Origin of the sequence: Chryseobacterium sp. NRRL B-14798 (assembly GCF_050470705.1) — a bacterium.
GTDB classification, from domain to species: Bacteria; Bacteroidota; Bacteroidia; order Flavobacteriales; family Weeksellaceae; genus Chryseobacterium; species Chryseobacterium cupriresistens.
The window spans coordinates 2,853,955-2,874,034 of the sequence record NZ_JBFLUL010000005.1 but is presented as its reverse complement, the minus strand read 5'-3'; the positions used below and the strand labels follow the sequence as shown (position 1 = coordinate 2,874,034).

At 37.2% G+C, this 20,080-nt stretch carries 17 protein-coding genes; 6 read left to right on the top strand and 11 right to left on the bottom strand.

All coding sequences use genetic code 11. The features are described 5' to 3' along the window. Nucleotides 1–69: 69 nt before the first annotated feature. From AB1278_RS13405 to AB1278_RS13385, 5 genes are all read right to left on the bottom strand, one after another. The gene (locus AB1278_RS13405; protein WP_202842563.1) at nucleotides 70–765 is read right to left on the bottom strand and encodes an ABC transporter ATP-binding protein; all 696 of its coding nucleotides are present in this window, start codon (nucleotides 763–765) and stop codon (nucleotides 70–72) included. Continuing rightward, nucleotides 759–2,105: a DUF3526 domain-containing protein gene (locus AB1278_RS13400; protein WP_429814902.1), complete on the bottom strand. Its 1,347-nt coding sequence runs from the start codon at nucleotides 2,103–2,105 to the stop codon at nucleotides 759–761. Before AB1278_RS13400 ends, AB1278_RS13405 begins: the two co-directional genes overlap by 7 nt. Further along, the gene (locus tag AB1278_RS13395) at nucleotides 2,106–3,551 is read right to left on the bottom strand and encodes an ABC transporter permease (RefSeq protein WP_429814899.1); all 1,446 of its coding nucleotides are present in this window, start codon (nucleotides 3,549–3,551) and stop codon (nucleotides 2,106–2,108) included. 3 nt (nucleotides 3,552–3,554) lie between these two features. Then, entirely contained in the window at nucleotides 3,555–5,864 is a 2,310-nt protein-coding gene (locus tag AB1278_RS13390; protein WP_429814896.1) for a TonB-dependent siderophore receptor, read from the bottom strand. Nucleotides 5,865–5,994: 130 nt separating this feature from the next. Continuing rightward, nucleotides 5,995–6,348 (bottom strand): hypothetical protein, encoded by a 354-nt coding sequence (locus tag AB1278_RS13385; protein ID WP_411413269.1) that lies wholly within the window; start codon nucleotides 6,346–6,348, stop codon nucleotides 5,995–5,997. A gap of 298 nt (nucleotides 6,349–6,646) precedes the next feature. Between AB1278_RS13385 and AB1278_RS13380 the strand changes: the two genes are divergently transcribed. After that, the gene (locus AB1278_RS13380; RefSeq protein WP_202842553.1) at nucleotides 6,647–7,033 is read left to right on the top strand and encodes a Rid family hydrolase; all 387 of its coding nucleotides are present in this window, start codon (nucleotides 6,647–6,649) and stop codon (nucleotides 7,031–7,033) included. A 576-nt stretch (nucleotides 7,034–7,609) separates the two neighbouring features. Here AB1278_RS13380 and AB1278_RS13375 read toward each other — a convergent pair. The 6 genes from AB1278_RS13375 to AB1278_RS13350 form a co-directional block, all read right to left on the bottom strand. Then, nucleotides 7,610–9,871: a PAS domain-containing hybrid sensor histidine kinase/response regulator gene (locus AB1278_RS13375; protein ID WP_411413268.1), complete on the bottom strand. Its 2,262-nt coding sequence runs from the start codon at nucleotides 9,869–9,871 to the stop codon at nucleotides 7,610–7,612. 2 nt (nucleotides 9,872–9,873) lie between these two features. Further along, complete coding sequence (locus AB1278_RS13370; RefSeq protein ID WP_110008718.1) at nucleotides 9,874–11,010, bottom strand: FIST signal transduction protein; 1,137 nt, start codon at nucleotides 11,008–11,010, stop codon at nucleotides 9,874–9,876. 436 nt (nucleotides 11,011–11,446) lie between these two features. Next, entirely contained in the window at nucleotides 11,447–12,490 is a 1,044-nt protein-coding gene (locus AB1278_RS13365) for an MlaD family protein (RefSeq protein ID WP_110008720.1), read from the bottom strand. Between the two features lie 12 nt (nucleotides 12,491–12,502). Further along, complete coding sequence (locus AB1278_RS13360; RefSeq protein WP_110008721.1) at nucleotides 12,503–13,282, bottom strand: ABC transporter ATP-binding protein; 780 nt, start codon at nucleotides 13,280–13,282, stop codon at nucleotides 12,503–12,505. Beyond that, complete coding sequence (locus AB1278_RS13355; RefSeq protein WP_429814892.1) at nucleotides 13,282–14,046, bottom strand: MlaE family ABC transporter permease; 765 nt, start codon at nucleotides 14,044–14,046, stop codon at nucleotides 13,282–13,284. Before AB1278_RS13355 ends, AB1278_RS13360 begins: the two co-directional genes overlap by 1 nt. A gap of 38 nt (nucleotides 14,047–14,084) precedes the next feature. Further along, on the bottom strand, nucleotides 14,085–14,747 hold the full coding sequence (locus AB1278_RS13350; protein WP_202842549.1) for a BON domain-containing protein: 663 nt from the start codon (nucleotides 14,745–14,747) through the stop codon (nucleotides 14,085–14,087). Nucleotides 14,748–14,996: 249 nt separating this feature from the next. On the opposite strand from AB1278_RS13350, the gene AB1278_RS13345 reads away from it, so the two are divergent. From AB1278_RS13345 to AB1278_RS13325, 5 genes are all read left to right on the top strand, one after another. Beyond that, nucleotides 14,997–16,361: a L,D-transpeptidase family protein gene (locus AB1278_RS13345; RefSeq protein ID WP_429814889.1), complete on the top strand. Its 1,365-nt coding sequence runs from the start codon at nucleotides 14,997–14,999 to the stop codon at nucleotides 16,359–16,361. Nucleotides 16,362–16,372: 11 nt separating this feature from the next. Continuing rightward, complete coding sequence (locus AB1278_RS13340) at nucleotides 16,373–17,248, top strand: universal stress protein (RefSeq protein WP_202842545.1); 876 nt, start codon at nucleotides 16,373–16,375, stop codon at nucleotides 17,246–17,248. Between the two features lie 119 nt (nucleotides 17,249–17,367). Further along, nucleotides 17,368–18,555 (top strand): PAS domain-containing sensor histidine kinase, encoded by a 1,188-nt coding sequence (locus tag AB1278_RS13335; protein WP_202842543.1) that lies wholly within the window; start codon nucleotides 17,368–17,370, stop codon nucleotides 18,553–18,555. 11 nt (nucleotides 18,556–18,566) lie between these two features. Next, entirely contained in the window at nucleotides 18,567–19,619 is a 1,053-nt protein-coding gene (locus AB1278_RS13330) for a response regulator (protein WP_202842541.1), read from the top strand. An 81-nt stretch (nucleotides 19,620–19,700) separates the two neighbouring features. Further along, nucleotides 19,701–20,072 (top strand): hypothetical protein, encoded by a 372-nt coding sequence (locus AB1278_RS13325; RefSeq protein WP_202842539.1) that lies wholly within the window; start codon nucleotides 19,701–19,703, stop codon nucleotides 20,070–20,072. The last annotated feature ends 8 nt before the right edge of the window (nucleotides 20,073–20,080 follow it).

Genomic DNA, 20,080 nt, shown 5'->3' with positions numbered 1-20,080 from the left:
ACAAATTGTCACCGGGCATCAACCAATTGATATTAATATGAAAAGTTACTTACAGAAGTAACGGAATCATCAGATTGTTTTCAGATACAGCTCCTGTAATTCCTGTGCTGTAAACGCTTTGGAAGGTAAATTCTGGACAAGTTCTCCCTGTTTCATAATACCGATATTGGTAGCAACACTTACCGCATTGAAAATATCATGAGTTGCCATTAAAACAGTTCTGCCTTCTTTACCCAGCTGCCTTACAATTTCTGTAAATTCTGCAGTAGCAATCGGATCCAGGCCGCTGGTAGGCTCATCCAGAAGAAGCACTTTGGCATCTTTGGCCAGGGCAATGGCAATTCCAACTTTCTGGCGCATCCCCTTGGAATAACCGCCCAATGCTTTATGATGGGCGGTTTCCTGCAAACCGGTACGTTTAAGGAGCGCAGACAGTTCATCTTTCTGGTAATCAAAACCTGCAATTTTGGAGAAAAAATCAAGGTTTTCTATTCCTGTAAGATGAGGATATAAAAGAACGGTTTCAGGGATATAGGCAAGATGTCTTTTAATTTTCTGAGGTTCCTCCTTTACCGAAATATTATTAATGAAAGCATCTCCGGATGTTGCTTTAATGAGTCCCAAAAGAATATTGATCGTTGTACTTTTTCCAGCTCCGTTTTGTCCGAGCAGTGCAAAAATTTCACCTTTTTTTACTTCCAGATTAAGAGAATGAAGTGCGGTAAAATCGTTGTATTTTTTATGTAGATTGACTGTTTTTAACATAGTTTTCTGTATTTATATTGTGAAAGAATGATGAATAAAGCAATGAAGATGAGATAGGGAAGAAGTATCTGTATCCATTTGATAGTGGAAGAGAATTTGAAAACCTCTATCGTTTGCTGTGCCCAGTTGACAGATTCCGCACTCTTGCCTGAGAAAATTAAAGGATAGAAGAACAGCCTTTTTTTCTCATGGAATTTTTTGAGCGATGAAGCATACTGTAAATGATTATCCATGTCAGATTTTGCTAAATGGCTTTGTGCCAGCTGAGTATGAAGATTCGGGAGGAAATAGCCTAAATAGTCTGCAGCCTGATTTCGTTTCTGCATTTTTTCCGTATACAGTTCGGATGATTTTGCAGATTCCAGGTCTCCCATATGCTGCATGGCATAATACCATGTCCAGGTGAATGCATCATTCTCTTCCACGGCAAAATTTCTGTATTGAGGGTATGCTCTGTAGAACTTTTCCATCGTAGGCTGCTTAGCTTCATCCCATTTGTTGTGATAGCCTTCTCTCTGTTCCATCACAGCTTTAAGGGACTCATGAACCGGATAAAGCTTCTGTATCAGAATATTACTGCTCATCGGGATAATAAAATTGATGCCTACCCAAACAATCAGCAGAATTAATGCATTCTGGGCCGATGTTTTACGGAACGATACCATCCATCTGCACAAGGCAAACCAAAGAATAATATACAGCCAGCCACTGATGATAAAGGCAGTATAATAAGAATCTAAAGGTATTTTTATCCAGACTGAAGCGATGATAATTAATGCGAAATAAACAGCTGTAACAGCCAAAAGACGTACGAACATCTTTTGATCCAGAAACTTTTGTAAATTACCGCTCTGAACGGACAGCAGCTTCCAAGTTCCTTTTTCTTCTTCTTCAGAAATCAGATTATAGCAGAATGCGACAATCACCAGTGGAAAGAGGAAAACAACAACAAAACTAAAGTCAAAATTTCCAACAGCTGCATTGGCGGGATTATAAAAATCTGCATTATAGCGCTGTTCTTCCAGATTCCGGATGGTTACTCCCTGAATAGAAGGGTTTAAATCACGCATTCCGATATTTAAAGCAGCCAGCCTGGGTGTTTCATTCACCAGATTGAATTTAATATAATAAAGAACCAGTCCCAGATCATCCTTATGAAATTTCGTATTTCTTTCAATACTTTCTTTCTGAAATGCTCCGCTTCGGGAGATGATGTCTTCGTTCCTGTCCAGGAATTTTTTTCCTGTATAAATAGCCATAAGTCCTGCCATCAATAGAAACAGAAGTGCAATGATGTACGATTTATTACGGTAAAATTGGATATATAAATAACGGTTCATTTAGATGAGTTTTAATTTTCTTCCACTTATTTCGATAGCAATGATGCAGATAACCATCCACAGAACTAATGCAGCAGCAGGTATTGGCTGTTGCTTTAAACTTTTCAGAACAGAAGTATACTGATACTGAAAATCCGGAAACTTTTCCCAGTTGTGCCTGTCGATCACAGCGGCCGGTCCGCCGTTTTCCGGTTTAATATTGCTGATGTGCTCGATTTGTAAATCATTTAAGTGCTGAGCCATTTTATAGCGATATTCTTCTGCCTGTTTCTGAAACTGGTTATAAGAGAAGAAATCTGTTCCTGCAGCAGTCATGGAAAAGTTTTTAATGGCAATGGCGGGATTAATGAATCCTGAAATATCAGTCAGATTTTGCTGTTTACTGTAAATGTTCTGCAGTTCTTTCTGATGTCTGATATAGATATGTGAACTTATTTTTTCCCCTTCCTTCATAACGAATCCGCCATAGTTGAAAGGAAGTTCATTGGTTGTTTTTACCTGATACTTTGCCAGCAGAGAGTCTTTGATTTTTTTGAAATGCGGATCATCAGGATTATGGCTGTCTCCAGACTTTAAAATATCCTTTTCCAGGCTCGTTTCAAAAGCAATCCGGGAAGGGGCAGGATATAAATTCTGCGCTGCAAACTGAATTCCTTTAGGCAAAACAATGATGAAAAGAAGCCAGAAACCAATAAGGCTGATCAGTGCTGATGAGGTACGTTTACTGTTTGCCGACACGACAACTGTTAATGTACAGATAAAAAAATAGTAAATCATGTAAGCAGGCAGCAGTAATGACAGACGTAATACAATATCCGCTGAATCTGTTGTCTCGGACATCAGTGCAGCGACGAAAACAACAGGAATTACAGGAATAAGAAAACAGAGAGAAAACAGCCAGAGTCCCAGAATTTTGCCCCAGATAATCGCTCTTCCGGAAGTTCCCTGCACACTGATGATCTTTAAAGTAGCATTCTCACGCTCCTGAACAATTAATCCAAATCCTAGAAAAAGAATAATCAATGGAACAATGCTCTGCAGAATAAATGCACTGCTAAATGCCCCAAATCTGACTAAAGTTCCGGAACTTCCGGCTTCCGAAAGGTTGGCAGTATTTTGTTTATGCGCCTCCAGAAATATGACATTTCCAAGGTAATCATCCAGTCCGTTGTCAAAAATATTTAGTGGATGCCCGATTCTGAAAACCAGATAACCATAATGAGCCATACGGTGCGGATGTTTGTCTGGTCTGTGCTCCCAGTTTTCCCGGACTTCTTTCCGGTATTCTTTTATTTTCGAAAAAGAATCCGTGTATTTTGTATATCCTATACCAATACTCAGCATACAGAACAGGAGTACGGCAATCGTGGTGAGCAGATTTTGTTTTCCTTTAAACAAATCCTGCCAGGTTTTTCTCACCATCAGTTGTAAGTTTGAAATGGCCATAATTTAAAATTTATAAGTAGCAGTTAGTAAATAATTTCTTGGAGTTCCCGGAAACAGTCTTAAATAGTTCTGAGCTCCTATCCAGTAGACTTTGTTGGTGATATTATTCAGATTAAAAGAGAGCTGGACAGTCTTTGCAGGAGTATAATACAATGCTGCATCTATTGTTGTATAGGCGGGAAGCTCAAAACTCCTTGTAAACCACGGAACTTTAGAACTCTGATAAAGTATTCCGGCACCAATCCCAAAGTCTTTGAGGAATTCAATAGTTGAAAAATTGTAGCGTGTCCAGATATTCACCGAATTCTTAGACGTGTTTTCCTTTCTTTTACCTATGACATCGGGGTTACTGTCATCCATTATTTTAGCATCAATATAGCTGTAGCCTCCGTAAATATGCCATTGAGGAAGGATATGTCCGGAAAACTCAGCTTCAAATCCACGGCTCCGGTCAGCACCACGCTGTACAAGTTCATCAGGTTCTGAAGGATTATTGGCATTGATGATTATATTTCTTTGTTTGATTTCATACACTGCAAGATTCAATGAAATTCTACCAAAAAGCTGCGCTTTGATTCCCAGTTCTTTAAGATCAGAAGTCAGAGGCTTAAATCTTGCTGCAGATCCGGTGAGGACTGAGGTATTGGGCATCAGCGTTACCGTATTGGACTGAGGTTGATACCCGGTTAAATAAGTTCCGTACAGATTAATATGATCCGTTACACTGTAGGTAATCCCGAATCTGTACAGCAGTTTATTATTTTTGAACGATGACTCATTGGCTTCTTTGAAATTGGTGATATCCTGAAACCATTCCTGACGTATTCCCGATAATATTGTCAACTTTTTCCAGGTAAGAAGATGCTGAATATAAGCAGCATGCGTTGTGGTAAGAGCAGAAGGCAAGGGTGTGATCACATTAAGGGTATTAAAATCAGTACCCTGATAATTGGCTGCTCCCGGATTCAGGTCAAATGGTGTTACATTAGGTCTGGGAATGATTGTTCCATTATAATTGATGGTCTGATAATCTGACGCTTTTGCAGGATTATAAGAGGAAATCACAGAGCCATTCTTTAAAAGAAAACCTCTTGCTGCATTCTGCTCTCCGCCTTTGCGTTTCTCCCAGATCTGGCTGTCGTAACCTATCAGAGCCTGATGCAGAACAGAACCCGTTTTGAATTTAAAATTGAAATACGCATTGATATTATCTGTTGCCCAGTTTTGTTTTCTTTGAACAAACTGCATCATAGCAAGGCTGGAAACCGGGATATTGTTCATATCAGGAACAAATGAATTGGTAGTTCTGTGCTCCTGAAGATTTTCTCTCCAGTATTGCTTCATATAAGATGCATTAAAGCTGATATATTGGTTAAAATGATGGGCAACGGTTCCCATCAGGATCAGTTCCCTTGTTTTAAAAAAATCATCAGGAGCTCCCAGGTTCAAAGATCGTGGAGTGCTGTATAAATCTGTTTTTCCTGCCACTGCCCCGAAAATAGGTTGTCCACGATCCAGATTTCCATAGAGATTATTGAAAATCATTTCCACATTCACGGATGTTTTTTCATTCGGAACAAAAGTGATGGAAGGGGAGATCAGGATACCACTGTTTTTAACATGATCCCTGAATGAACGGGCATTCTGATACGCTCCGTTAAAACGGTATAATAAAGTTTTGCTCTTATTTAAAGGACCTGTAAGATCTGTAGTAACACGATAAGTTTCAAAGCTTCCACCGGATAAACTGATTTCATGACGAGGATTGGATAATGGTTTTTTAGTAACCATATTGATGGTTCCTCCGGGATCTACACTGGACATAGTAATACTTGCCGGACCTTTGAAGACCTCCACACGTTCTATATTGGAAGTCATGGGCTGCAAAAAATAATATTGCCTTGTCCGCATTCCATTGATGATCTGGCCTTCTTCATTCTGGCTGATCCCACGGATGTTGTATTGATTATAATAGCTTGAAGGAGAAACACCGTTCACATTTTTCATGACATCTCCAAGCTGAAAAGCCTGGCGGTCGGTGATCAGTTCTTTGGTAACGGTATTGAGCGTTAAAGGGAGATCTTTGTTTTTCATCGCAATCTTGGTGGCTGCAAAAGAGTAGTCGGAAGTATAATCTTTAGACTTTCTTCCGATAACCTCAACAGTTTGTACCACCGTAGATAACGAATCTTCCGGACGTGACTGAGCACAAAGAAGTGATGAGACTGTGATAAAGCCTGTGCTGAAAAGCTTTACAGGATTTGGGGAAATACAATAAATTATTCCCGAATAATTAAAATTACTGGTAGTCATGAATAAGCATGTACGGGCAGCGAATGGCCCATTAATAAAAGGATATCCTTAATTGTGTAAAGACACAGGTATCCACGGAATTACAGTACAGACCAAAAAATCTGTAAACGAAATATTAAGGCAGCATCGATTAAGCTACCGCGGAAAATAAGGCTGGGGGAGCTCTGGAGCTGAAAAAGTCAAGAAGACAACGATATGAAATGGCTTTTGGCTGCGGCATTTCATTATCACTGGTTGTGTCAATGGCAAAATCCATGTTCAAAGAGTCAGGAAGAAGAATTTGTGTCATATGCATATGAAGGGCACACTGACATTCGTCGTCCTGAGAAATGGAAAGAATTTTCTCTTCTTTTGACCCTTTTTTATAGATCACTTTACTTTTGGCGTGTCTGGCATGATCAAGACACGTGGTTACCCCGCTGACATTTGAAACAAATATCAGAAGTAAAGAAAAAACAAAAAAGACCCTGAGAAATTTTTGCATAATAGAAAACAAATGTACAATTTAATTTGATAAAAATTGAATGATGAAGAAAAAGTAGGTGATGTTTTCTTTAAAAATTAAAATAATTCAGTTCCAACTATCATTTACCGGATCGAAATGATTGTCTATTTGGGTTTGCAGCAATATTGATAAGCACTGATATGAAATAAAGCACTTATAAAACTACGGTATTTCGTATAGTATTTTTTGGTGACTCCATTTAAATAAGTTTATAATCAATGTATTATGATTTTGTGCCTGTTTATTGATTATAGATTATTGTAAAAATAAATACATTATGAATACTAAAGAATTCAGAACTTTTGATATGCCCTGGGAAAAGGCATATGGCTATGTGCAATCTGTAAAAAGCGGTGACACAGTGTGGATTTCCGGACAATTGGGCCACGATATGCAGGGAAATCTTGCAGAAGGAATGGAGAACCAGTTCAGACAGACCTATCAGAATATAGGCAAGTTGCTGAGTGAATTTGGATTAAATGCCGGCCATATTACAGAAGAAGTCATCTATGTTACCGATATGCAGGAAGGCTTTGAAAGCAGAAAGGTTTTAGGAAAAGAATTTTATGGTGAGTTCTGTATGGTTGCCAGTACCATTGTCGGAGTGACTGAGCTGGCACTTCCCGGACAGAAAGTGGAAATTAAAGTTACAGCTAAAGTTTAAAGGATTATCAGAATTCTTTGTACTGTTTTATCCGGTATATGATTGAGATCATATTCGACGGTATTGGCACTTTATTATATTTGGCCATTGAAAATTTCATATTTCTGACAAATTACAGTATAACCTCTCAGTGATTCGGGAGGTTTTTTGTTGAAAAAATTTAAGTATAACAATGTACAATTTGTTTCATGATTATTATTTATTTTCCTAAAATACAAATAATTAAACGCTAACATTACGGTTTCCCGTAGAGAATGATTACAGCTTATCCGTATATTTACAAAGTTTTAAATAACAATAAGTACAGAAAGTTTTTTTAGCCTCCTCAGGGAGGTTTTTTTATGACCATAATCATAACTCAATTTATGGAGATTTATTAATTTTGAAATGTTAATCAAATTTTTTTTATAAGTTTTATCCCCGGAGAGATCCGGGGATTTTTCATTGTATAATTTGGTATATCAGATTCAACCAGGGAAGCAGGCTTTGGAAGACTGTTTTATGATATTATGGATTGACAGGAAGATTGCAATCTGAAAATAAGATCAATCATACTTCCGGCTCAGACAGATGAGGCTATTTAATCTCATCTTTCAATTGAATCACAACTATTTCAAGGGTCTTTTTTATTTTTTCAAATAAGGAATACAGTTCAGGAAATTCCTTATTTTGTTCCTTTGCAAGTAATTCAAGCTGTTTTACAACATCCTCAATAGAAACTATTCCAATAGACTGTATGCCCGGTCTGATTTTATCCATCAGTGTTGCAATTTCGGTGTAGTTTTTCTCTTCAAACGCTTTTTCCACCAATGGAATTATTGTCTCGGTCTGCACAATAAATAATGAGATCATTTTCTGTATAAATTCTTTATCACCCCTGCTGAGTGCTTGTATCTTTTTCAGGTTGTAGAGGCTTTTTTCATCTGTATCAGATACTGTCTCTGCAGTTTTTTCATGAATTTTGACATACTTATAAATGATATTCAGTAAATTTTCTTCATTAAAAGGCTTAGTGATATAATCATTCATTCCCGCGTTAATGCAATGATCTATTTCTGTTTTAAAAGCATTGGCCGTAAGTGCTATTACGGGAGTCTTAATTCCAAGTTCCTTTCTTACTATTTTAGTTGCTTCGATACCATCCATTTCCGGCATTTGCAGGTCCATCAAAATAATGTCAAATTCTTCTCTTTTTAAAATTTCTATGGCTATTTTACCATTTTCGGCTTTGGCGACGCTGCATTTAAAATGATGTAGTGATTTTTCGGCAACCAGCTGATTAAGGGCATTATCTTCCACCAAAAGAACTCTTGTGCCGGCGATGGAAATATGTTGATTTTTCCAGTCATTTTTTTTCAGATCCTCTTCACTGCCTCTGTCCAGAAGTAAAGTTATTGTAATAGATGTACCCGTATTTTTTTCACTTTCTACATTAATTTCACCCTTCATAAGGTAAATAAGTTCCCGTGTAATAGACATTCCAAGACCAGTACCTCCATATTTTCTCGAAATTGAACTGTCTTCCTGATTGAATTTTTTGAATATATCACGTACATATTCTTCGCTCATTCCAATTCCTGTGTCCGTAATGCTGATTGAAATGGTCTGTTGGTCGGGGAAATTTTTCAGGACCTTGGATTCAACTCTGATCTGGCCCTCATTGGTGAATTTTAGGGAATTCCCAATAATATTATACAGAACCTGTTCAAGCCTTAACGAATCACCTTTTAAAACAGAAAAAATATCAGGTGAAAAATAGGTAATCAGTTTGAGTTTTTTCTCATCCGCTTTTGGTTTAAGAACAGAAATCACCTTTTGAATGCTGTCTTTTAAAGAAAAACTTTTGTTTTCCAGAGACATTTCTCCCGATTCAATTTTAGAGATATCCAGTATGTTATTGATAATTGATAATAAATGTTGTGAAGCATTATAGCTGTTTTCTACAAATTCTTGCTGATCTGAAGACAGGTGGCTTCTTTTAAGTTCACGCAAAAAACCAATGATGCCATTAAGAGGAGTTCGGATTTCGTGGCTCATATTGGCCAGAAAAACCTCTTTTGCTTTTGAGGCCTCCAGGGCTTTTGCTTTTTCAAGTTTTAATTCGTCTTCCAGTTTTTTTTGGTCGGTTATGTCAAGATGAATTCCTATGGACCCTAATAAATTTCCCTGATCATCATAACTGGGAGCTCCACTTATGGCCCACCATCTTGTTTCCCCCTTCTTATTCCTGACAGGAAGCTGATACACACTAGAAACTCCTTTTTTTCTTAATTCTATCTGATCTTGTATGAAACGGATATTATTTTCTCCATACAGGAAAAGTTCACTGGGATTTTTGCCAATGACTTCATCCAGTGAAAACCCTGAAACATCACAAAAACTCTGATTAGCGTAGCGGATAATTTCATGATTATCTACTTCAATGAGCCCTAAATTCATATTAGCAATAATATTACGGTATTTTTCTTCCTGTTGCTTTATGTAATCTTCGGCCCTTTTTCTTTTTCTCAGCTGTTCAGAAAGATACAGGGATAATTCTTTAAGGTCTTCTGATTTTTTTATTTCAATATCGGAGTCAATAATCTTTAATGACTCGTATAAATTGCTGATAGATTCCTGTTTAAGGGTATTTTCATCTTTAAGATTTTGATAAAGCTCCTGATATTCTTCTTCACTTTGTTTGAAAGCGTAGTCCATGAGTTCCTTATCCCTGTCAAATGATTTGTAGGATTCATTAACTGCATTGATGAAATTAGTAAACTGCGAATGATTTTTACAGTCGTCCGTAAGGTATTTATTAATCTGCCTTTCAAGCAAATTGTGTAATTTGATTTCCATAGCTATTCAATTTCATTCACTGTGGTAATGGTAATCGTTTGATTGTGCAGAGCACAGTTGCCAAACGGGCTTAAAGGAGATAATTCTCCATATGAATAAAATCCGGTCAGTACCGTATCTGATTTGAAAACATCCCGAACAATATCTGCTTCTTCATACACTCTGTCACCCAGTACGATCTTTCTTCCCACGCAGCTGATAATGATTCCCAGTTTAATGTTATGTTGGGTCATCCGTAGGCATTCATTGGCTGCGTCATTTGCTGCATCAATAAGCCTGTCCATATTGGCTTTCATAAACCTTACTTTGCTTCCTTCCGGTAAATCTCCCGCAAAAATCATTGTGTCATCTTTAATGGACAGAATCGTTCTTACTACTGATGACGGATCTTTGGATAGCTTAAGCGATAATGGAAAAAGCAGGGCAGAGCCGGGAAGCTCTTCAGCATATTTTCCCAGATATTTTTTATAGAGATCCAGTGCGTTTTTATTATCAATCTCGTAAAGAAGATTATTTTGTGATTTTGTAACTATCCTTTCAAGTCCAAAGCTTTCCCAGCCTCCGATTGAAGAATGTGATAATTCAAGATGTTCTCCATAAAATCCAACAGCAAGAATTTTATTGGGCTGGGGAACCTGATTGAGCCCAACCACTGTTTTTTCAAATTTATCCCCATCTCCGGCAAGTCCCCCTGAGATCAAAACTTTTTCCGGACGGCTGGCGTTAAGTCCATGTACCAGCTGGCTGCCATTTACCTTGTTGCCATCTGAAAGGATGAATACCCATCTAAGCCCTTCTGAAGGCAGATTTTCAATTAATTTTTTTCCTGCGTCATAGCTGTCTGAAAAATTTTCAATATCAATTTGTGACGTTTTTATGAAAGATGTTGAAAAACTGATTGCGGTTAAAACAACTGTTCCATCATACACTTCATTACAAAAAATTTCTCCTGAGGAAGAGGAGAGGGCGATCTCTGCATTCGGAAACTTTTTCTTTAAAAGAATAAAAAAGTCCTCTTTTTCTATAATATTTCTGGTTCCAAATCCTATGACGAGCTGCACTTCGTGATAGTCAAGCTTTTCTTCATTTCTTTCTGATTTGAAATCTCCGTTTATAAAAAGTAATTTGGCAACTTTCATGTAATTATTGCTGTTTCAAGGTTATTAATCGCTTATAAATAATTGATTTTCCTATTTCTTTTAGATGGCTTTAATCTGTTTAAAGAGTTCACCATCTTGAATGTCAGGTAATCGAAAGTCAGTACAAATTATACCAGGATATTTGTATGGGGTTGAAATGCAGTTTTTTGTATTTCTGAATAGCAGGACTTCGTAATCGGGATTTAGCGGGAGATGATATTTTAACATTTCTCCAAAGAAATTATTATCGTCGGCTATAAATATTTTACACATTTGCGTTGGTTTTAGTTTTAAGTTTACTACTAAAATAAGTAATTTTCATCAACTAATGAATTATTTTATCATAAAGATTGATAAATTTAAATTATAATCGATTATTATTGAATATAGTGTATGAAAGTAGTAGGTGAGTATTTGAATCTATTAAAACAGGCTCTCACTTATTCCTAGTCTTTTTTTTGAAATATCCTCTCAATAAAAAGTTGTTTCGGGCCGCAGCCTCTAATTCCCTGAGTTCATCAACCCCTTTACCGATATTATTGATGGTAGAATCTACAGACCTTCCCAATCTTGGATTATCAACCAATTTGGAAACTACATTTTCGTCATTGTTGATCTTTGTAGTGAATTTTTTCAGATCCTCAGAAGATTTCTCCAGATTTGTCAATGTTTTTTCCAGTGAGGCCGCTAAAGTATCATTTGTCGTTATTTGAGAAAGTATATTGTTCTTATCATTGAGTTTCGCAGCGAAAAGGCTGATCTGCCCTGCACTGTTTTTTAAATCAAGAATACTGCTTTCCATATTATCGCTCAGACTTTTATCAGCAAATACCCTGTAGATAATTCCATCCTTATTGTGGAGAACAGGAGTGAATGAAGCGAAATCATTCATGCTTGTCTGAAGATTCTGTACCGTTTTGTCTATACGGTTCGCAAAATCCTTACTGGTCATTATTTTTACCAGTAAACCGTCCTTATTGTTCATCTTGGCTGTGAAATCAACCAGTCCGGTGGTAACGGTCCGGATATTGTCTGCGCTTTTCTTAATGCTGAAAAGGACATCTTCAATTTCCGTGCTTTTGTATGAAGCAATTACAGTATTATTACCAACTACATTGGCAGAACCTGTTCCCGGAGAAATAACAAGTACTTTATCACCAACCAATCCGTCTGAAGCGATGCTTGCAACCGCATCTGTCTTAATATACTGCTGAACATCTTTTTTGATGCTCATTTTTACCATAACCAGTGAATCAGAAATAAAATCTATTTTACTGACAGTTCCGATATTGATCCCGGAAAGGCGTACATTGCTGCCTTGTTTTAATCCGCTTACATTTTCGAATTCTGAACGCAGAATAAAGTTAGAACCAAATATATTTCTTTTAAGGCCAATAAAATAGATGGTCAATATAAAGAGGATGATCCCTGCGATAACAAAGATTCCTAATTTCAGATTATTTGATGATTCGTTTTTCATGACTTCCTCCGTTTATTTTTCAAAAAATGATTTTATCCAGCTGTCCATATTGCTTTCAATAGATTGATAGGTTCCTTCCATATTGACCTTTCCATCTTTCAGTACAATAACCCGGTCACTGGTATACTTTGCACATAATAAATCATGGGTGATAATGATAGAAGTTGTATTGAACTTCTGCTTAATGCTGCGTATCAGTTCTATAATTTCTTTGGCAGTAATCGTATCCAGCCCTCCGGTTGGTTCGTCATAGATCATTATTTCAGGCTTGATGATCAGAGCTCTTGCGAGGCCTATTCTTTTGCGCATTCCTCCTGAAAGTTCCGATGGCATTTTGTCGATGGCTTCTTCAAGGCCAACATTGCTTAGCGCTTCTGTAATGGCTTGATATATTGTTTCTTCACTCAGATTTTTATTATGATGCTGTAAGGTGAATGCTAAATTTTGTCTCACCGTCATAGAATCATATAAAGCTCCGCTTTGAAACAGAAAACCAATTTTTTTCCTCACCTTGTTAAGCTCTTCTTCATTAAGGCTGGTTATTGCTTTTCCGCCAATATAGATTTCTCCTTCATCAATTTTGGTAAGACCTACAAGGCATTTTACCGTAACGGACTTTCCTGAACCTGATCTTCCTAATATCACCAGATTTTCTCCTTTTTTAACCTGAAAGCTGATCCCGTCCAATACCTTATTATTGCCATAAGATTTGCATACATTCTTAAACTCGATTAGCGGTCCGTTAATCTGAGGTAAGGTAAATTCAGCGTTAAGGTTTTCATATGTTTTCATTACAATTCAAAAAATAAATCCGCGATCTGTACTGCGAGCAAATCAATAATAAAAATCATCAGGGAAGCTGAAACTACGGCTGTGTTGGCAGCTTTTCCTACACTTTTTGTTCCTCCTTCAGCACTAAAACCATGATAACAGCCGATAATTCCGATAAAAAAACCGAAAAAAAATGTTTTCAGGGTTGCCGGAAGAATATCGGCAAATTCCAGTGACTCAAAAACATGGGAAAAATAGTGACTGATACTATTATCTCCGTGAATATTGATTCCTATAAAACCTCCCAGAATTCCCACCAGATCGGCAAAAATTACCAGGACAGGGATCATTAATGTTGTGGCAAGGGTTCTTGTTACAACAAGATAACGGTAAGGATTAATGGCAGAAACCTCCATAGCATCAATCTGTTCGGTAACCTTCATAGACCCAAGCTCGGCACCTATTCCGGATGAAACTCTTCCTGCACAGATCAGAGCGGTAATAACCGGAGCAATTTCTCTTATTAATGAAAGGGAAACCATACCCGGTATCCAGGATTCAGCCCCAAATCTGGACATCGCCGGACGTGACTGAATGGTAAGTACCAGCCCCATGATAAAAGCAGTTACGGTTACCAGAGGTAATGACTGATATCCCACAACAAAACATTGTCTGGTAAACTCTTTATATTCAAAACCGGATTTCACCATTTCTCTGAAAAACCGGGCAGAAAAGGAGGCAATATTGCCTGCAATAGCAAAGCTTTTTGTAAGAAAAGATTTCACAATATTCTGTTTAATTTCTGATAACCGGAATCGTTTACTTATACATTGTATTCATAATCGACTTCCAGTTTGTTTTTTAAATGTTTAATACCAGGAGTTTTCCAGGCAATCCGGCCTGCTTCTTCCTTTTGCTGCCATGAATGGACAGTTCCTGTCAGGGTTACTGTTGTACCAGTTACAGAGACCGTTATTTCTCTTTCATCAACAGCACTTCTTTTCAATGCTTCTTCTACTTTATTTTTACTGACCGTATCATCAGTATCGGGATTGATGGTGATATTATTAAAGATACCTTTTATTCCGGGGAGGAATTGTACTGCATTTTCAGTAATCTCTCTCTGATAATCCCAGGGAAGCTCACCATCCAGATCTACCCATCCGTTTTCTACCTTAACCTTTATCTTATCCTGAGGAATAATAACATTGGAAGCAAAAGCACTGATGATTTCAGCACCAATTTCAGCATCCGTTTTTACCTTTGAATCCGGAAGTTTTACCTGGATGTTTTCGACCAGTACCCTTACTCCGGCTACATTTCTGGCTGCATTTTCTGCCTGTTTCTTTTTCGAAAAGCTATCAACAGTTCCGGTTAAAGATACAACCCCATCTGCTGCCGTAACTCCTATTTCTGCAGGGTGGAGCAGAGGTTCCCACTTGATGGCATCCTGTACATCTTGCTGTAATTGTTCGTTTGTTTTCATCTGTAGTCAATTTTATACTTCAAAGTTCAGGAAGACTTACAGTTAAAGGAATGATGGCAGTCATTCTGAAAAATGATGTTGATCATATGATGGTTGTGCATATAATTTTTAAGTTGATTTATCAAAACAGATGATTGCTGTATTCATATAAGAAAAATAGAGTACAGGATTATGTCATTTTTTTATGTGATAAGGGTCATTATTCATCAGGCAATGAATTTGGAACTTTACATTCATAAATTAAGGATTATGAAGACTTTATTGAATTGGATAACTGTTATTTTCAGTATTACATTTTTCCACGGACAAGATATAAGTGCTGCCAATCAAATAGCAATTGTACTCCGTGATAAAGCTGAACTTACGGAACTGCACTTTCCAAAATCTGTAAACCAGTTTTATCATCAACACGGGTTTGAATATGTCTGGATCAATCCTTCTGTAAAGAAGAGCCTGCTTCAGGATGCCATTCTTTTATTGAAAGATACCGGTAAAAGGGGATTGTCTTCCAAAGATTACCATGGACAGAGTCTTACCCCGGAAATTTTAAATATTGTTGCAGAGCAAACTCAATATACAGATACCAAAGAAAATGCTGTAACTGATATTTTAATGACAGATGCTCTTATTACTTATATCAATTACCTGCACTTTGGAAAATACAATCCTTTTTACAGTTCGTCTTTTATTGATGGTAATAATATAGAAGGTTTTAAGGCAGTAGAGATATTGCATCAGGCATTACAGAAAGATGATTTACAAAAAACAGTCCTGGATGTTCAGTCTGAAATTAAGGAATACGTTGATTTTCAGAATTATCTGAATGTGAATTATGGCGATGGTGTTAAAAGCCGGGAAGAAGAATTTAAAAAGATAGCTATCAATATGGAGCGTTTGCGCTGGATGGACGCAAGCAGAGATACTTATCTGTTGGTGAATATTCCTGCTTATTCCCTGGATTTCGTTCAGAAAGACAGGATACTCCATTATAAGGTGATTGTAGGAAAACCCTCTACGCCAAGTCCTGTTTTAAAGAGTACCGTTGATTATTTTACAACTGCTCCTGACTGGAAAGTTCCTCAAAATATATTCATAAAAGAAATGCTTCCTAAAATAGTAAAAAACAGCCGGTATCTCGAAGATCATCATTATTCACTGTATGACAGATCAGGAAAAGCAATACCTGCTACTTCTTCAAATTTGAAACAAATATATAAAAACCCGTATCAATACAGTATAAGGCAGTCTTCCGGCTGTGATAATGCGCTTGGAGCTGTCGTTTTCAGATTTTCAAACTCCTATGGGGTATACCTTCATGATACCTCTCAGAAACAATTATTTGAAAAGACGCAGCGGGCCTTAAGCCATGGATGCATCCGTGTAGAAAATGCAGGAGACCTGGCTGCCCAGCTGCTGAAATATGATGGAGCTGAAAAAGAGATCCCGCTTATGAAATCTTTTATGGATCGTTATGAAAGAAAAGATTTTGTTTTAAAACATCCGGTTCCTATCATGATTGCTTACCTTACCTGCCTTATCAAAAACGGAAAGCTGGTATTCTATAATGATATTTATAATCTTGATCCTATCCTGGAACGTAAACTTCAATTTTAATAACTAAAATAATGAGAACAATTGTAGTACCCACCGATTTTTCAGAGCCCGCCAGAGCTGCCGCAGAATATGCTCTTCACCTGGCACATACATTAAAAAGTAATATAGAACTGTGTCATGCCTTCCATATACCTGTTGAAGAGCCCATGCTCGGACAGACCGCATGGACTTTATATGAATATCCTGTACTAAAGAAAGAATATGAGGATGAATTGAAGAAAGAGGTAAAAAGTATTGAATATAAAGAAAAGCATTTGTGGGGAGAGGATTCTTTTCCTTTTCATCCTTCCATCTATTATACATGCGAAACAGGAGATCCCATACGGCTGATCAACGATACAGCGGCTAGAAACAGAACATTACTGGTGGTAATGGGAATGAAAGGAGCAAGCAATCTTGCACGGTTTCTTCTGGGGAGCAACAGTATCAAAATGATTGAGCATACTGAATATCCATTACTTCTCATACCGGCAGGATATCAATATCAGGACCTGAAAAAGATTGCATTTGCCACAGATTTGAATATACAGGATATAAAAATATCACATGCGCTGATCAAATTTGCGAAGTATTTCAATGCTGAACTGCTTATAACCCATATCACAGACACCGCTGTTGATCTTATAGATAATACATCCTATCAGCAGAAGAAAGATACTTTTTTTAGAGATCTTGAAGGAAAAATCTGTTATAATTATATTGAAAGTGAGAGCATTGATGCAGGACTGAACATTTTAAAAGAGAAAAGCATCGATATGCTGGTGATGGGTCATCAGCAAAAAAGCTTTATAAGCAGGCTTATTGCCGGTAGTCATGCAGCCAGACAAGCTCACGATTTACAGATTCCTTTATTGATTATTCCGGAAGGAGGGCACATCTATTTTTAGATTCCAAAATATTGATAAAAATAATAATTAAAAAATATTTATTTGTTAACATATTACAGTGTTTCATAGAAAATTGATTTAAAATACTTATCTTTAATAAGGGTAAGTATTTATTTTTTATGGAAAGCGCCAGACTCTTACAAGCAATTATAGAAACAGCAATAGACGGAATTATTACTATTGACAGTCAGGGTAAGATTGAAAATTTAAATCCTTCTGCGTTAAAGATATTTGGGTATAGAGAAGAAGAATTAATTGGTAAAAATATTTCTGTGTTAATGCCGGAACCCGATCATAGCAGACATGATGGCTATCTTCTGCGCTATCAGCAGACAGGAGAGAAAAAAATAATTGGTAAAGGCAGAGAAGTAAAAGGGCTTAGGAAAGATGGCACCCAGTTTCCATTCAGGCTTGCTGTAAGCGAAGTCCAGCTCCAGGACAGGGTTATTTATACCGGGTTTATCCACGACTTGTCTAAAGAGAAAGAAGCTGAGGAATTCCTTAAAAAATACACCGGAGAACTTGAAGACCTGGTTGAAAAGAGAACAAAATCTCTTCAGGAGATGCTAAGTGCTTTGGAAAAAGCAAAAGAAGAAGCGAATCTTTCCCTTGAAAAAGAAAAGGAGCTTAACCGGATGAAAAGCCGTTTTGTATCTATGGCTTCGCATGAATTCCGTACCCCTTTAAGCTCTATGCAGCTTTCTGTCGTTCTTATTGAAAAATACCTTCAGCTTGCTGATCATTCTCAAATCCTGAAACATCTTCATAAAATAAAAAATGCAATTGCTGGTCTCAACGGGATTCTTAATGATTTTCTTTCCCTGGAAAAACTGGAAGCGGGTATGGTAACCCCGGCTTATAATGAGTTTGATATTATAAAATTCTCAGAAGAACTTGTGGAAGAAATGCAGCTGATTACCAAAGACAATCAAATTATAATTTATCAGCATACCGGAGTAGAAAATATTGTCAATCTGGATCAGAATTTATTAAGAAACTGTCTCATGAATCTGATCAGTAATGCCATAAAGTATTCCGGGGAAAATACACTTATTGAGTTTTGTACGGAAATAAATAAAGAATATTACCTGATGACGGTAAAAGACAATGGAATAGGCATTCCTGAAGATGATCATGCAGGGCTCTTCCAGCCTTTTTTCAGGGCTCATAACATTGGTAATATTCCGGGAACCGGGCTGGGACTAAATATTGTTCTCCGGTATGTTAATCTGATGAACGGGAATATAGATTTTAATAGCGAACCTGGTAAAGGAACTCAGTTTACGTTGTCTTTTACAAGAAAATAAGTTCATTATGTATGGAAAAAACAAAAATATTGATCATTGAGGATCATGATGACATCCGGGAAAGCACTTCTGAAATTCTGACACTGGCCGGCTATGAGGTTTTGCAGGCAAAAAATGGCAGACAGGGAGTGGAGTTGGCCATCAGATATATACCTGACATTATATTGTGTGATATTATGATGCCGGAGCTCGATGGGTATGGAGTATTATATCTTTTAAGCAAAAGAGAAGAAACTTCACTGATCCCCTTTGTCTTTATTACAGCTAAAGCGGACAGGGCAGAAATACGCAGGGGAATAGAAATGGGAGCTGATGATTATCTGACAAAGCCGTTTGATGATATTGAACTTTTAAATGCTATTGAGAGCAGGCTTAAGAAAAGAGAGCATCAGAAAAAGTCTTATAGCACCAATGATGATCAGATGAATCATTTGTTCCGATCTGTAAGCGGCCTTGAAGAACTGAAAAGATCTTTTGATGTTCGCAAAATAAAAACTCTCAAAAAGAAACAGATTATATACACTGAAGGTGATACGGCAAATGCTGTTTATCTCATACTTTCAGGGTCGGTAAAGACTACAAAAATGACGGAGGAGGGAAAGGAGCTGATGACATGTGTATATTATCCTGACGAATATTTTGGAATTACTTCATTGTTTACAGGAAGAGAGTATAAAGAAACGGCCGAAGTACTTGAAGATGCTGCCTTATGTTCTATTCCCAGAGAAGAGCTGGATCAGCTGATCTGTAAATATCCTGATGTGGCAGAAAAGTTTATTAAAATTCTTGCACAAAATGTGGTCAATCATGAACAGCAGCTTTTACATCTCGCTTATTTTTCAGTAAGAAAAAGGATGGCAGAAATTCTCAGCAGATTATATCAGGTGCATCCGGAGACGGGAAATTTTGAAATTTCCAGGGAGAATCTCGCTTCTATGGCCGGTATGGCTATCGAGACAGTAAGCAGGATACTCGGAGACTTTAAAGAAGAAGGTCTTATTGATAGAAATGCAGGGAGAATTACAATTTTGGACATTAGCCGATTACAGAAAATGAAAAATTAAAATACAGATCATCTTTAATAATGATTTTGCACACGGCTGGCTTTTTTATTCTTCAATACATTTGATGAATGAACAGAAGCTATGAAAGTGATCGCATATAATATAAGTCAGATTGACAAACAATTTCTTGCTTTAGCCAATCATAAAAGACATAAAATGACCATCATCAGCGTCCCGTTGGATGAAGCAACAGTATATTTTGCCCAGGCAAAGGATGTTGTTATCATTACCGGTGACGCCTGTTCTGTTTCGCCCTCTATTTTTGAAATTCTTATTTCATTAGGAGTCAGATATATTATAGCATGGCTTAACGACCCTTTAAAAGATGATGTGCCCGGAATACGGAATGACAGTTTACGATGGACATTTATCAGAAATGCAGATCCGTCCGGTGCCTGGGAAGTTATCAATATTATCAATAGGTGGCAGAAGGATGATGACGATCACAATTAAGTGCAATC

What these genes read in the sequence shown, in the direction of transcription:
- AB1278_RS13395 (WP_429814899.1), bottom strand. Translation starts at nt 3,551, where the DNA reads ATGGCCATTTCAAACTTACAACTGATGGTGAGAAAAACCTGGCAGGAT.
- AB1278_RS13350 (WP_202842549.1), bottom strand. Translation starts at nt 14,747, where the DNA reads ATGAAAACAAACGAACAATTACAGCAAGATGTACAGGATGCCATCAAG.
- AB1278_RS13390 (WP_429814896.1), bottom strand. Translation starts at nt 5,864, where the DNA reads ATGACTACCAGTAATTTTAATTATTCGGGAATAATTTATTGTATTTCC.
- AB1278_RS13405 (WP_202842563.1), bottom strand. Translation starts at nt 765, where the DNA reads ATGTTAAAAACAGTCAATCTACATAAAAAATACAACGATTTTACCGCA.
- AB1278_RS13360 (WP_110008721.1), bottom strand. Translation starts at nt 13,282, where the DNA reads ATGAAAACATATGAAAACCTTAACGCTGAATTTACCTTACCTCAGATT.
- AB1278_RS13335 (WP_202842543.1), top strand. Translation starts at nt 17,368, where the DNA reads ATGGAAAGCGCCAGACTCTTACAAGCAATTATAGAAACAGCAATAGAC.
- AB1278_RS13330 (WP_202842541.1), top strand. Translation starts at nt 18,567, where the DNA reads ATGGAAAAAACAAAAATATTGATCATTGAGGATCATGATGACATCCGG.
- AB1278_RS13385 (WP_411413269.1), bottom strand. Translation starts at nt 6,348, where the DNA reads ATGCAAAAATTTCTCAGGGTCTTTTTTGTTTTTTCTTTACTTCTGATA.
- AB1278_RS13370 (WP_110008718.1), bottom strand. Translation starts at nt 11,010, where the DNA reads ATGAAAGTTGCCAAATTACTTTTTATAAACGGAGATTTCAAATCAGAA.
- AB1278_RS13340 (WP_202842545.1), top strand. Translation starts at nt 16,373, where the DNA reads ATGAGAACAATTGTAGTACCCACCGATTTTTCAGAGCCCGCCAGAGCT.
- AB1278_RS13365 (WP_110008720.1), bottom strand. Translation starts at nt 12,490, where the DNA reads ATGAAAAACGAATCATCAAATAATCTGAAATTAGGAATCTTTGTTATC.
- AB1278_RS13325 (WP_202842539.1), top strand. Translation starts at nt 19,701, where the DNA reads ATGAAAGTGATCGCATATAATATAAGTCAGATTGACAAACAATTTCTT.
- AB1278_RS13400 (WP_429814902.1), bottom strand. Translation starts at nt 2,105, where the DNA reads ATGAACCGTTATTTATATATCCAATTTTACCGTAATAAATCGTACATC.
- AB1278_RS13345 (WP_429814889.1), top strand. Translation starts at nt 14,997, where the DNA reads ATGAAGACTTTATTGAATTGGATAACTGTTATTTTCAGTATTACATTT.
- AB1278_RS13375 (WP_411413268.1), bottom strand. Translation starts at nt 9,871, where the DNA reads ATGGAAATCAAATTACACAATTTGCTTGAAAGGCAGATTAATAAATAC.
- AB1278_RS13380 (WP_202842553.1), top strand. Translation starts at nt 6,647, where the DNA reads ATGAATACTAAAGAATTCAGAACTTTTGATATGCCCTGGGAAAAGGCA.